The organism is Paenibacillus brevis, from assembly GCF_018919145.1.
GTDB lineage: Bacteria > Bacillota > Bacilli > Paenibacillales > Paenibacillaceae > Fontibacillus > Fontibacillus brevis.
In genome coordinates this window covers 23480-36662 of the sequence record NZ_JAHLQJ010000031.1, presented here as the reverse complement: position 1 = coordinate 36662, position 13183 = coordinate 23480, and the positions used below count along the sequence as shown (strand labels likewise).

Genomic DNA, 13183 nt, shown 5'->3' with positions numbered 1-13183 from the left:
CGAAGTAATCAGGGCATAAGTATGAGGTGTGCTGTAGAAGCGTCAGCGTTCGCCTTTGTGAGCGAATTTCCTCCTTGTCAGAACTTAGTTCAACTGAAGAAATCCGCGAACAACAGCGATCGTAAGCATACCTCATACGTTGCCCATCCAACTCGCCATCTAATGTTTTAACTATATTCCGCTGTTACGCACTTTCCTGCTTAAATGCCGTAGTCGGAATGCTTGTTGCAGCGCCGCCTAACACAAACAGGGCCGCCCGCCAGATCAAGTCTGTTGGGACAGCCCTTTTGCAGATCGAATATGGAGTTTACCGAGTAAACGGAATGAGTACGAAATAACTGAGCGTCGCTACAATGCCCAGTCCCGCGGCCCATGCGCCTGAAGCCTTCCGGCCTTGGCTATACGCATAGAATCCCAATACGGCTGCAATGGGACCTAAAATTATGGACCACATGAACAAGGATGCAATGCCTAGACCGACGCCGATATAGCCGACCGTTTTCCCAGCTTCTCTCCTCTTAATTCCATTATCCGAGCTGATGTCCTGCCGTTCGCTCTCCGTAAAGGCCGCACGGGTCGGAGCAAATTCAGCTGCATATTCCTCGTTGTGCTCCTCAGGGGCCCTTCTTGGATAATCAGTACGGCTTTTTAATGAATTATCCGGACTGTTCGAATCATCAAACTTTCCGGAATGACCATTCGGATCTAAGTTAGTCATAACTGGCACCTCCTGTAGAATGGATCATGCATATTGCCTTTTGCATTTACGATTTGGGCTTAAAGGTGTGACAGCAAGTTGCTGATGAGGATTCGGCAATATCCTGATGCTCCGAATCGAATGATTCCCCTGCAAATTCCGTGTTGTAGTCCCGAGAGGCATGACTGTCAATGTCGATCATGATCATGTCCGCTTGGCATAGGTTTTTCTCACCCCAGTACGTACAATTGGAGACGCTGCATTTTACAATCGGCTTATCTTCTTTAGCCATTTATAATCACCTCAAGCTACATTTTTTCCGTCCCGCCGGTTTGGTATGCGAAGCGGCTGCTGTTAAATGAATGCAAAAAAGATGCCTTTCGGCATCCCAGAATAAAATCATCTGATTTTCCTCATTCTAAGCCTATTCAGACTAGTTATGAGGAGGTCTACCTAATGAAGCGGAAAAGCTGGGCTCTGATAGGGCTGTTAGCCGCCGGAGTCATTGCCTTGTATGCACTTGTACCTGATCCACAGCAGAATGCACATTCGAACAACGCTTCACAACCCAAAACTGCATCAGCCACCGAGCCCAAGAAGATTGGGAATCAACAGGAACAGAAGCTGAAACAAATGATGAAGCAGCGTGACATGACAGCTACCGAGCGCTTGGCGCGTCTGGATGCAAAGCGCCATGTACGGCTGTTAGCCGAACAATATGCAGCCGTCAGGAAGAACGGCGAATCCCCAGCCTATGCCCAAGAGCTGCAAAAGGATCACGGTCAATTTTTGTCGATCATATGGGTAAAGGACGGTCAGGAGCGGGAAACAAAGGCCGCCGCCTATAAGCTTGAGCAAAAGGAGCAGAAGCAGTTGCGAGGTTATCTCCAGTATGCCCGAAAGGCAATCCAGCGGAAGCAATCCTACGAATCACCTTCATTCCCTCAGGATCAACCCAAGTATTATGTCGTTGCGGAGCCATCCGGCCAAGGGCAGTCCGGCGCGATTGCCGTTATGGATATGGGTATCCTGAAACGGGTGGAAGAGCATCAAGATAAGAATCTGCGGCTGATTCCTTATCCTAAAGAGGGGAACTACAAGGTGGAGTCCGTACACGCCGACACCCTCAAGGATATCACCGTCAAGACAGGCCATGACAACGAAAAAGCAAGCCACTATTACGAAAATGAAATCGTTGTGACCTTTGCGGAGCCGCCCTCGACACAAGAGCTGAATAAAATGACCCAAGAATTGAAGTGCAGTCAACCAAAGCGGATTGCAAATACCTATATCTTTCGTTCTGAAACGATGAATATGAAGCAGTTGAAACATTATTTTCAGACAAAATGGAAACCGAGCTATGTGGAGCCCCATTACTTGTACATGACAAATGACAATACGGCTATGAATCTAACCGATGAATCTCCGGTAATTCCGAATGATTTATTATTCTCTGAATATCAATGGAATCTTCCGGTTATAGAGACTAATCGAGCCTGGAAACTGTCCAAGGGAAGCGATGATGTCATTGTTGCCGTGGTGGATACCGGGGTGGACCTGAAGCATCCCGATTTGAACGGGCGCTTGCTGGAAGGCTATAACGCCATCGAGCAGGAGGAGGAGCCCTATGATGATGTTGGCCACGGAACTCATGTTGCCGGAATTATCGCAGCGAATGTCAATAACAATGAGGGCATTGCCGGCATGATGTGGGGAGGCAAGATTTTACCTGTAAAAGCGCTCGACAATACCGGAGCCGGAACGACCTACTCTGTGGCTGAGGGCATTATCTGGGCAACCGACCATGGAGCCAAGGTGATCAATCTCAGTCTGGGAAATTATGCGGATGCCGAATTCCTGCATGAAGCAGTCAAGTATGCCTATGGCCGGGACGTAGTCCTGATCGCCGCTACCGGAAATGACAATACCGAGCGGCCCGGTTACCCGGCGGCTTATCCGGAGGTGTTGGCCGTATCGGCTACAGACTATCAGCTCCAGCGCGCCTCGTTCTCCAATTACGGAGATTATGTTGACGTCATGGCTCCGGGCGAGAGCATTGCCAGCACGTACCCGGACAACCAGTATGCCGCTTTGTCCGGCACTTCCATGGCCTGTCCGCATGTCACCGCATTGGCTGCTCTGATTCGCTCCGTCAATCCGGATCTGCGAAATACCGAGGTGATGGATTTGATCCGCAGCAATGTAATTGATCTCGGTCCGTCAGGACGTGACAAGGATTATGGCTATGGACAGATCGATGTCTATGCCGCCCTGTCTGCTGCAGGGGCAGGGGATTCGGCGCTTCAGCTCTGGCCGCAGGCTGTTCAGCGCAAGGTTAACCGGATTCTGGACAAACACAAATAATCTGCATAAGAAAAAGAGGCTATCCCGTCAGATTCATGATCTCTGGGGAATAGCCTCATTTCACAAGTTTCTTTAATAGTTTAGGTGGTTGCAGTGAAGAAAGTTTGCCGTAAGCCGGGTTCTGTACTCTTGGCGGTAATCACGGGAACAACCCTCCCGCTAGGAGTGACAATCATCTATCTAGGCCGCACATTACTGGGCAGCTCCAGCGACCAACCCGGACGCGCCTCGGGCAAAGGCTGCTTCACGAAGGAAGCTGCGTCCCATTAGGTCTTGCTCCAGATGGGGTTTACCAGGAACGAAGTCACCAGCGTTCCTCGGGGTCTCTTACACCTCGGTTCCATCCTTGCCTGATCCGCAATTGCTTGCGGCCATCGGCGGTCCATTTCTGTGGCACTATCCTTCGGCTCGCGCCGACTGGACGTTATCCAGCACCCTGCCCTATGGAGCCCGGACTTTCCTCCCGCGGCAACAAGGCCGCCGGCGATTGTCTGACAAACTTTCAATAGCAACACATGTTAGTATACAGGCATCTTCCTGAGATCGCAAGTATGAAACTACAGGAAGAAGTCGTAATGATCAAATAAATCGGAAGGGCTCCGTATCTACGCCGGAAGCATATACCTTTGTCTCGTATTTACCTTCCCTCAGCTTCAGCTCAAGCCATTCCGACACCTTGGCTTTCATAATCTTTTCGGCATTATGACCTGGATCGATCAAAGCGATACCCGCCATCTGGGCATCCTGTGCCGTATGGTAATCAATATCTCCCGTCACCAGCACGTCTGCCCCCCGGAACATCGAGGCCTTCCAATACTTTCCTCCAGATCCTCCGACTACTGCCGCTTTGCGGAGCGGGCGATTCAGGTCACCGACAACACGTACAAAAGGCACGTCCAGCTTCTCCTTGACCCGCTCCACAAATTCACCAAGAGTGACCGGTTCACTTAGTTTACCCACACGTCCGAGTCCAAAGGTTCTTCCCTTCAGATCCATTGGATAGAGGTCATAAGCCACTTCTTCATAGGGATGGCTTTTAAGCATGGCTTGAATCACTCTTTTTTGCAGGCTCTCGGGAACGATCGTCTCGATTCTCATCTCCTCTACGGTCTCCAGCTTGCCTGGGGTGCCGATATAAGGATCTGTCGCCGCACCGGGAACAAAGGTTCCCTGACCTTCCATATTGAAGCTGCAGTGGCTGTATTGCCCGATTGCTCCGGCTCCCGCATTCAGGATAGCCTCCAGCACCTGACGATGATGGTCCTTCGGAACGAACACGACCAGCTTATGCAACCTGTCCGTATGAATATCCTCCAGAGCTTCGCCAGACTCGATTCCCAGCGCCTCAGCCATCCAGTCATTCATTCCTCCGTCCGTAACATCAAGATTTGTATGAGCGATATAGACGGCAATATCATGCTTGATCAGCTTCTCGTACACCTTCCCCATCGGCGTATCGGTTTGCAACTGAGCAAGGGGACGGAAAATGATCGCATGGTGCGCTACAATCAAATCAGCACCCAGCTTGATTGCCTCGTCTACTACTGCTTCATTCACATCCAATGCGGTCAGTACACACTTGATATCCTTCTGCAGGCTGCCAAGCTGGAGACCGATTTTGTCGCCCTCCATGGCAACATGCTTGGGAGCCAATTGTTCCATATACTGAATTACTGTTTGTCCTTTTGCAAGCATTCCATTACCTCCGTCAACTGCCGGGCCAGTTCTGCCAGCTCCTGCTCCTTGACCCTCGAGGCTTCATGAGAGGAGGAGGACACAGAGCTGCGAATCCGCTCCAGCTGTTTGATTTCTCCATGCCATTTTTCAAACCAGACTGCATCCGGTTCTTTAATCAACCAGGGACCGAGCAATAGCAACAGCTCTTCCGTTAGCTTCATTTCACTGCCAGGCAGTGCTCGGGGTGCATACAGCTGTGCATTAAATCCTGTACTGTCAGGAAGACGTCTTGCCGTCAGAATTTCATAAATTTTGCCGTCCTCCTCCAGAATGCTCTCTTCGGTTAATGCCCATTCATGACGAAGCAGCCAACGCCGAACCAAATCTTCGCCTACATTCGGCTGAAGCACAAGGGTGTGGACCCCTGCAAGCTTCTCCTGACCGGCTTCAAGGATAGAAGCAATTAACGCCCCGCCCATGCCTGCAATCGTAATTGTGTCCACCTCTCCAGGACCGACAACCGCTAACCCGTCTCCTTTTCGCACTGCAATGGAAGAAGTCAAGCCCGCTTGAGCTACCTGCTGCTGTGCCGCCTTCAGCGGTCCCTCATTCACCTCACCGGCAACAGCACTTAAGGCAAGTCCATTCTTCACGGCATACACCGGAAGAAGCGCATGGTCCGAGCCAATATCAGCCAACTTGCAGCCCTTTGGCAACCGCTCCGCAATCTGTATCAATCTTGCTGATAATTTCATGAAGAAATCCACACCACCCATTTTTTTCGTAATCCAAACAAAATGCCCAGGGCCAGTACAATCTTTAATAAAAGAATTAGCTCCATTCCTTGAACCGGCTGCTGCCGGAGCAGGAAATAGTCTGCCTCCGGCATGAACCACAGAGTCACAGACAGGGCGAAGAGCACTCTAGACACCATAACCGAGCGCTGATGAACAAGCCATACCACCCAGAAAACAATGATGCTGATCGGAAGCCAGACGACCTGTAACCAGATCCATGAATACTCAGGATGCAAATAATCAAACATAAAAGCGTAGACGAGTATGAAGGCCGCAAAACCGCAATACATCAGAATTCCGATCTTTAGTACAGTTCCTGCACTTAGCCAGACCAGGCCACAGCCCGCAATCAAGGTCATGAAGGCGAGACCGCTGCTCCACCCTTGAAGGAGGAGAATCCAGCTTCCGAGGCCAAGCAGGATGAAGCTCCCCGCACCGGCCATAACCAACGAGAACAAGTCTCTTCGCTCACGATAAAATCCAGAGATGACGTAACAGATAGCCGGGACCAATAACGTAATTCCGATTTGCAATGGCCAGGCAAAAAGGCTAAAATAAAAAGAAATAAAGAAAAAGAAGGAAATAATTCCAAAAGAAAGTAACCAGGCCTTCCAACTGCCTTGACTGAACGAGCTCAACGACAGCATCGGACGGGCAGCAGCTGGCGACTCGTCATGATCCCGATACAAATTCTCTAGAAAGTCGCAATACTGCTCAGGCAGCAACCGACTTCGCCGCCAATGAGCGATTTCTCGGAGAATAACATCTCTTTTATCCGGATTCACATGATAACCTTCCTTCTGGGAGAGTCCCTTTTAGTGCGTGTTCAAAAAGTCAGCTTTTCAGCACCGAGAAGGTTGCGATAACCCGAAGAAGAAACGGAGTGTAGGCAAAGGCCTACATGAGTACCGGACTTCGAGAGTGAACGCAAGATTCGACGCCGAATCAACCCCTTGGAACGCTTCGTGATCAAAAAATGACTTTTTCAACTACCTCTTTCATCAAAAAAAAGACCTTGCTGCTCTCATCAGCAGAAGGTCGGGAGCCTTGGACTATTCTAGGAAGTCCTTCAGCCGTTTGCTCCGGCTCGGATGGCGCAGCTTTCGAAGGGCCTTCGCCTCGATTTGGCGGATACGCTCACGGGTAACGCCAAACACTTTGCCGACTTCTTCCAGCGTTCTGGTGCGTCCATCGTCCAGTCCGAAGCGCAGTCGAAGCACGTTCTCTTCACGCTCAGTCAGCGTATCCAGAACATCTTCGAGCTGTTCCTTGAGTAGCTCATACGCCGCTGCATCGGCAGGGGCCAGCGCCTCCTGGTCTTCGATGAAGTCACCCAGATGGGAATCATCTTCTTCACCAATCGGCGTCTCCAGCGAGACCGGCTCTTGGGCAATTTTCATGATTTCCCGTACTTTTTCAACGCTTAATTCCATCTCGGCGGCGATTTCCTCAGGTGCAGGCTCACGCCCCAGCTCTTGAAGCAATTGACGGGAGACTCGAATCAGCTTATTAATGGTCTCCACCATATGCACAGGAATCCGAATCGTTCTTGCCTGGTCGGCAATCGCGCGGGTAATCGCCTGGCGAATCCACCAAGTAGCATAAGTACTGAATTTGAAGCCTTTCTTGTGGTCAAATTTCTCGACCGCTTTGATCAGGCCCATATTGCCTTCCTGAATCAGATCTAGGAACAGCATGCCGCGACCTACATATCGCTTGGCGATACTTACAACCAGCCGCAAATTCGCTTCGGCCAGACGGCGCTTCGCTTCTTCGTCGCCATTCTCGATCCGCTTGGCAAGCTCCATCTCGTCATCACCGGATAATAAGGGAACTCTTCCGATTTCCTTTAAATACATACGGACCGGATCATTAATTTTGATACCGGGAGGAAGTGTTAGATCATCGTCGAAGCCGAATTCCTCATGCTCTCCATGTTCATCATCATTGCGGCGAGTCGTAAGCTCTTCATCACTGTCACCTGTAATATCAATGCCAAGATCAGCTAATTGCTCATAGAACTCGTCCATCTGTTCAGGATCCTGTTCAAATGGCGAAAGCTTCTCCATGATTTCTTTATAGGTCAAAGAAGATCTCTTCTTGCCCTGCTCAATCAGACGATCTTTGACCTGTTCCAGTGTCAATTCGGTTTCTAGTTCAGTATGTTGTTCATTCGTCATTTCTGGCTCCCTCCTCCCTAGAAACTCACCACGGTTCAACGTCTATTGTCTCTCTAGGGCAATAATCTCACTGGCTATTTGTGCTGCACGCAAAAAATCCCCGGCTTTTTCAGCCGATACCATTTCTTCTTTCTTTCGTCTGATTTGCTTCATCTGAGGCACCTTCTTGACTTCCCGGATACAGTCGTCAAGTTCCTGGGTGCTCCATTCTGCAGGAAGCTCCATCATGGCGATTCCAATGACGGATTGCTCAAGCCGATCATCCTGTAACGAAGCAATAAAGCGGCTTGCATCCGGCGGTTTGCCTTGTGCGTAGTATGCGTATAGATAAGCAGCAATGGCTGCATGATCTTCGATGTTAAATTGGTCTCCAAGCGAGTCTCCCACATAACGGGCTACCTCATCATCCTGGAGCATAAATGCAAGAAGCCGGCGTTCGGCAACATGATAAGCAGGCAACAGCTCCGGCATGGAGGCCTGCCCCGTTTTATGCCTACCATTATTCCACCTTTTGGCCTTATTATCCCCTGCGTAGTTGTTTTTTTGCATGGATTGGCGCTTCTCATTGCATTCCTGCTTCAGGCTTTCGAAGGAAACTTGCAGCTCAGCTGACAATTCCTTTAAGTAGATCTCTCGTTCGGTTGGTGACGATAAGGGAGCAATTACTTCCAGCGCATCTTTGATGTAGGCAACCTTTCCGTCTTCTTCTAGCAGTATATGGTTTTTTCTCAAATATATAAGCTTGAATTTTACAGATGAAACAGCTCCATCCAAAATTTGACGATGAAACCGCTCTGCTCCGTATTTCTGGATAAAGTCGTCCGGATCGAGCCCTTCGCTCAACACTGCAATTCTTACCTGAAATCCGGCGTCCTCCAAAATCGGTATGCTCTTCAGCGCAGCAGCCTGTCCGGCTTGATCTCCGTCATAGCAGACAATGACCTCATCGGCCAATCCCCGCATCATTGCGGCGTGACTCTCGGTCAGCGCCGTGCCCATCGTCGCTACTCCGTTATGCACCCCAGCTTCCCAAGCGCTGATTACATCACCATAGCCTTCAAATAATACAAATTGACGTGATTTTCGTATCTCGCCCTTGGCCATATGAAGATTGTATAAAGTCCGGCTCTTACTGAACAGCTTGCTCTCGGATGAGTTCAGGTATTTCGGCTGACCCTCTCCCAAAACCCGTCCTGCAAAAGCAATCACTTTGCCGCTTCGATTATGAAGCGGAAACATGACACGATCACGGAATCGATCTACGTAGCCGCTGCCGTCCTGTTTGGATGATAAAAGTCCACCCTTCTCCATGACATCAAGATTAAAAGAACGCTTCTCTAAAAATTGAACAAGCGTATCCCACCGTGCAGGCGCGTAGCCGATTTGGAAAGTGTCAATTGCCTTTTCGCTGAATCCTCTTGATTTTAAATAGTCCATTGCAGGCTTTCCATGCTCCGTATTCTTCAGCAGGAAATGATACAGCTTCGCCGTCCATTCGTGCGCTTGCAGTTGCTGCTCCAGCTCCAGATTTCGCGGAGAATTTCCGGTTGAACCGCCCGTTCCCGCATCATACGGAATATGAGCTTCGTCGGCCATCAGCCGCACGGCTTCCGGGAATGTCAGCCCTTCGAGCTCCATCCGGAATTTAATCGCATTACCGCCCTTTCCGCACCCGTAGCAGTGAAAGATCTGCCTGTCAGGCGTAACAGTAAATGAAGGCGTCTTCTCCGAGTGAAACGGACAAAGCCCCTTCATATACTTGCCTTGCTTTGTTAAATGAACGTGCTTGCTGACCGTATCGACAATATCATGCTGCCGCAGGACGGCCTCGATGACTTCCTCAGGAATGCCTCGCCCCGTATTCATCTAACCACCTTCATCTTTCATAAAAACACATTTAATTATAATTCGCTAAATTTGTACATTCTCCTGCAAATCCCGCAAAAGATTTATCAGGCTCGATCGAAAGTGCTGCCGATCTTCTTCGGAAAAGGGACGCGGCCCCCTGGAATGCTTGCCCGACCGTCTTGCCTTGGCCTGCGCATGCCTTCGTTCCAGCAAGTAATCAATATTCCCCGGGTGAAATACATCGCCCCGGGGAGATAGCGCCTGGCAAGCCTTGGCTAGTACAAGCGCGGCCAGACCGTAATCCTGGGTAACCACAACATCGCCGCGCCGGATATGATTGACGATATAAAGATCGGCGCTTTGCTGACTGCGGTCAACCTGCACGACTTCTACACCTGATGCCTCCTTCAGAACATGGTCGAAGGAAGACACCATCAGTACGGAAATGCCGAACTGGCCGGCAATCTCGATAATCTCGGATTTGACAGGACAAGAGTCCCCGTCAACAACAATTCTCGAAGACATACGGGGACCCCCTTTCATTTAGTCGTTTGCTTAATATGCCCAAACAAGCTTGCTAAAGTCGGCAAATTGCTTCAATTCCTGGTCAATAGCCGAGAGCAACGCCAGACGATTTGTCCGGATTTGCTCGTCCTCGGTCATAACCATAACGGCATCAAAGAAAGTATTAATCGCTTCCTGCAAGGAAGAAAGTGAAGCCAACGCTCCAGAAGCATCTTTACCCTCAAGCTTGCGGCGGAACTCAGGTGTGATCTCCGTCAACGTCTGATAAAGCTTGGCTTCCGCAGGATCATGGAGCAGATCAGAGCGTACCTTCACAGCCGAAGCCTTAGAGGCAAGATTGCTTACACGTCCAAAGGCTTCACAAACGGTCTTGAACTCCGGACGTTCAACAGCTTCCATCAATCCGTTGCCCCGGGATACGACTGAGACCACGTCATCATAGCCTGCCCCCATAACGGCATCCACCACATCATAGCGGCAGTGGTCGGACAGGGTCTTTCTTACGCGCAACCCGAAGAATTCCATCAAATCCTTCAGCATTTCTTCCTTGCTCCGCTTCAGCTCATGGAAATGGGCATGAGTTTCAATCGCAAGCTCGAACAGCTGTGATAACTGTACCTCCAACTGATGCTCCAGAATAATCTGGACAATTCCTGCAGCTTGACGGCGCAATCCGTAAGGATCCTGTGAGCCTGTCGGGATAATCCCGATGGAGAAGCAGCCTGCAATCGTGTCCAGCTTATCGGCAATGCTGACAATGGATCCGACTTGCGAAGCCGGAACATCATCTCCGGCAAAGCGAGGTTGATAATGCTCAAAGATCGCCTTGGCAACAGCATCAGACTCCCCGGCTTTGCGGGCGTAGTCTTCCCCCATCACTCCTTGAAGTTCCGGGAACTCATAGACCATTTGAGTAACCAGGTCGAACTTGCAGATTTCAGCCGTACGGCTTACGGCTTCTGCAGTGCCGCTGTCAGCGCCGACCAATGCGGTCAGCTTCTCGCTGTTGCGGCGGATTCTGCGCACCTTGTCTCCTACCGTGCCCAGCTCCTCATGGAATACAATGCTCTCCAGCTTGGACAAGGCATCCTTGATCGCCAGCTTCTGATCCTCTTCATAGAAGAATTTCGCATCAGACAGCCGTGCGCGAAGAACCTTCTCATTCCCGCGGGCGATAAGGTCGAGGGAACGGTTGTCTCCGTTGCGGACGGTAACGAAGAAGGGCAGCAGCGCTCCCTCTGCATTCAATACCGGGAAGTAGCGCTGATGCTCGCGCATGGAGGTGATCAGCACCTCCTGCGGAATATTCAGGAACGATGCCTCGAACTTCCCGAACAGGACTGTCGGTGTTTCTACCAGGAACAGAACTTCCTCCAGCAAATCTTCTTTTACAGCAATATTCCAGCTTTGCTCTTTGGCAAGGTCTTCAATCTGCGAGGTAATCATGGCTTCCCGCTCTTGAATATCAGCAATAACATGCTGAGCGCGAAGTGCCTCCACATATTCTCCAGGAGATGTAATGAGTGTATCCTGACCAAGGAAACGATGCCCGCGAGTGACATTTCCGGATTTGACTCCTGCAATCTCCAGATCAATAATCTCGCTTCCGAACAAAGCAACCATCCAGCGGATCGGACGCACAAACTTGAAGTCATAGCTGCCCCAACGCATATTTTTAGGGAAATTCATGGCATGCAGTATACCTAATAAGCCTTCAGACAGCAAGGACTTCGTCTCAACACCCTCACGGCTCTTGCTGACATAAATGTATTCGGTTCCCGACAATTCGCGGAAGGTGAATTGATCCGGGTCCACGCCCTGGCTGCGGGCAAATCCAAGGGCAGCCTTGCTCCAGTTGCCGCTCTCATCCAGTGCGATTTTACGGGAAGGACCCTTCAGTTCTTCATGAACGTCCTCCTGCTTCTCAGCCACGCCCTTTACCAATACCGCAAGACGGCGCGGAGTAGCATAGCTTTCGATGCTGTCATAGGAAATGACCGAATCTCCCAGCCACTTGCTTGTGCGTTCCTTCAATTGCTCCACAGCCGCACGGATAAAGCGCGCGGGCATTTCTTCGAGTCCAATCTCAAACAATAAATCCTTAGCCATGGATCTCGCCTCCTTTGTTCAGCATCGGGAATCCAAGCTTTTCGCGCTCCTCCAGGTACGTAGCCGCTACTTGACGTGCAAGGTTCCGGACTCTTGTAATATAACCGGTGCGCTCAGTCACACTGATAGCCCCCCGAGCATCAAGCAGATTGAAGGTGTGGGAGCATTTCAGCACATAATCATATGCCGGATATACCAAGTGCTCGGCCATTGCTTTCGCCGCTTCTTGCTCATACATATTAAACAACGTAAATAGCATCTTTACATCGGAAAGCTCAAATGTGTATTTGGAATGCTCAAACTCAGCTTGATGGAATACATCGCCATAGCTTGTTCCATCCACCCACTCCAAATGGAATACATTCTCCTTGTCCTGGATGTAAGAAGCCAGCCGCTCCATGCCATAGGTAATTTCCACGGCTACCGGATTCGTCTCGATTCCGCCGACTTGTTGGAAATAAGTAAACTGTGTAATCTCCATGCCATCCAGCCATACTTCCCAGCCGAGTCCCCAAGCGCCAAGTCCCGGATGCTCCCAGTTATCTTCGACGAACCGGATATCATGCTCCAGCGGATTAATGCCAAGACGTTTCAAGCTCTCCAGATAGATTTCCTGAATGTTGTCCGGCGAAGGCTTCAGAATAACCTGGAACTGATGATGCTGATACAATCGGTTCGGGTTCTCACCGTACCGTCCGTCTGCCGGACGGCGGGAAGGCTCCACATAAGCCACATTCCACGGTTCCGGCCCGATGGAGCGCAGGAATGTCATTGGATTCAGCGTCCCAGCACCCTTCTCCACATCATACGGCTGGACGACGATGCAATTTTGCTCGGCCCAGAACTGCTGCAAGGTCAAAATCATTTGTTGAAAATTCATTGAACCTCATCTCCTTGTTTGCTGAATAAATGAGAGTCTGCAACATTCGGGGTGGTGAGGCGCAAAAAAAGCTCTCGCCGCCCACGTCTGTTGTCAGACGTAGGGA

Annotated in this window: 11 protein-coding genes and 1 other RNA gene; 1 reads left to right on the top strand and 11 read right to left on the bottom strand. The window is 50.3% G+C overall.

Translation table 11 applies throughout. From position 1 onward, the window contains the following. Positions 1 to 307 precede the first annotated feature (307 nt). Complete coding sequence (locus tag KQJ23_RS22480) at positions 308 to 718, bottom strand: DUF5353 domain-containing protein (protein WP_216481141.1); 411 nt, start codon at positions 716 to 718, stop codon at positions 308 to 310. A 46-nt stretch (positions 719 to 764) separates the two neighbouring features. Beyond that, positions 765 to 989, bottom strand: a complete 225-nt coding sequence (locus KQJ23_RS22475) for a DUF1540 domain-containing protein (protein ID WP_216481140.1) — start codon at positions 987 to 989, stop codon at positions 765 to 767. A 164-nt stretch (positions 990 to 1153) separates the two neighbouring features. Here KQJ23_RS22475 and KQJ23_RS22470 point away from each other — a divergent pair, with 164 nt between their 5' ends. Next, complete coding sequence (locus KQJ23_RS22470) at positions 1154 to 3061, top strand: S8 family peptidase (RefSeq protein WP_216481139.1); 1908 nt, start codon at positions 1154 to 1156, stop codon at positions 3059 to 3061. A 95-nt stretch (positions 3062 to 3156) separates the two neighbouring features. On the opposite strand, the gene rnpB is transcribed toward KQJ23_RS22470, so the two are convergent. From rnpB to glyQ, 9 genes are all read right to left on the bottom strand, one after another. Further along, an RNA gene (gene rnpB, locus KQJ23_RS22465) (RNase P RNA component class A) lies at positions 3157 to 3564 on the bottom strand. A gap of 76 nt (positions 3565 to 3640) precedes the next feature. Then, positions 3641 to 4756: a Nif3-like dinuclear metal center hexameric protein gene (locus KQJ23_RS22460; protein ID WP_216481138.1), complete on the bottom strand. Its 1116-nt coding sequence runs from the start codon at positions 4754 to 4756 to the stop codon at positions 3641 to 3643. Then, on the bottom strand, positions 4732 to 5493 hold the full coding sequence (locus KQJ23_RS22455) for a tRNA (adenine(22)-N(1))-methyltransferase (protein WP_216481137.1): 762 nt from the start codon (positions 5491 to 5493) through the stop codon (positions 4732 to 4734). Before KQJ23_RS22455 ends, KQJ23_RS22460 begins: the two co-directional genes overlap by 25 nt. Next, entirely contained in the window at positions 5490 to 6320 is an 831-nt protein-coding gene (locus tag KQJ23_RS22450; protein WP_216481136.1) for a hypothetical protein, read from the bottom strand. The genes KQJ23_RS22455 and KQJ23_RS22450 overlap by 4 nt, the downstream gene beginning before the upstream one ends. A 267-nt stretch (positions 6321 to 6587) precedes the next feature. Next, on the bottom strand, positions 6588 to 7715 hold the full coding sequence (gene rpoD / locus KQJ23_RS22445; protein ID WP_216481135.1) for an RNA polymerase sigma factor RpoD: 1128 nt from the start codon (positions 7713 to 7715) through the stop codon (positions 6588 to 6590). Between the two features lie 42 nt (positions 7716 to 7757). Then, the gene (gene dnaG / locus KQJ23_RS22440; protein ID WP_216481134.1) at positions 7758 to 9581 is read right to left on the bottom strand and encodes a DNA primase; all 1824 of its coding nucleotides are present in this window, start codon (positions 9579 to 9581) and stop codon (positions 7758 to 7760) included. A gap of 45 nt (positions 9582 to 9626) precedes the next feature. Continuing rightward, a complete protein-coding gene (locus tag KQJ23_RS22435; RefSeq protein ID WP_216481133.1) occupies positions 9627 to 10088 on the bottom strand; it encodes a YaiI/YqxD family protein in 462 nt (153 codons plus the stop codon). A 30-nt stretch (positions 10089 to 10118) separates the two neighbouring features. Next, complete coding sequence (gene glyS / locus KQJ23_RS22430; protein WP_216481132.1) at positions 10119 to 12197, bottom strand: glycine--tRNA ligase subunit beta; 2079 nt, start codon at positions 12195 to 12197, stop codon at positions 10119 to 10121. Then, positions 12190 to 13077: a glycine--tRNA ligase subunit alpha gene (glyQ, locus tag KQJ23_RS22425; RefSeq protein WP_044479321.1), complete on the bottom strand. Its 888-nt coding sequence runs from the start codon at positions 13075 to 13077 to the stop codon at positions 12190 to 12192. The genes glyS and glyQ overlap by 8 nt, the downstream gene beginning before the upstream one ends. Positions 13078 to 13183: the final 106 nt, after the last annotated feature.

Excerpts from the sequence above, each read along its gene's own strand:
- glyQ (WP_044479321.1), bottom strand. The coding sequence starts at position 13,077 with ATGAATTTTCAACAAATGATTTTGACCTTGCAGCAGTTCTGGGCCGAG.
- KQJ23_RS22475 (WP_216481140.1), bottom strand. The coding sequence starts at position 989 with ATGGCTAAAGAAGATAAGCCGATTGTAAAATGCAGCGTCTCCAATTGT.
- rpoD (WP_216481135.1), bottom strand. The coding sequence starts at position 7,715 with ATGACGAATGAACAACATACTGAACTAGAAACCGAATTGACACTGGAA.
- dnaG (WP_216481134.1), bottom strand. The coding sequence starts at position 9,581 with ATGAATACGGGGCGAGGCATTCCTGAGGAAGTCATCGAGGCCGTCCTG.
- KQJ23_RS22435 (WP_216481133.1), bottom strand. The coding sequence starts at position 10,088 with ATGTCTTCGAGAATTGTTGTTGACGGGGACTCTTGTCCTGTCAAATCC.
- KQJ23_RS22470 (WP_216481139.1), top strand. The coding sequence starts at position 1,154 with ATGAAGCGGAAAAGCTGGGCTCTGATAGGGCTGTTAGCCGCCGGAGTC.
- glyS (WP_216481132.1), bottom strand. The coding sequence starts at position 12,197 with ATGGCTAAGGATTTATTGTTTGAGATTGGACTCGAAGAAATGCCCGCG.
- KQJ23_RS22460 (WP_216481138.1), bottom strand. The coding sequence starts at position 4,756 with ATGCTTGCAAAAGGACAAACAGTAATTCAGTATATGGAACAATTGGCT.
- KQJ23_RS22455 (WP_216481137.1), bottom strand. The coding sequence starts at position 5,493 with ATGAAATTATCAGCAAGATTGATACAGATTGCGGAGCGGTTGCCAAAG.
- KQJ23_RS22480 (WP_216481141.1), bottom strand. The coding sequence starts at position 718 with ATGACTAACTTAGATCCGAATGGTCATTCCGGAAAGTTTGATGATTCG.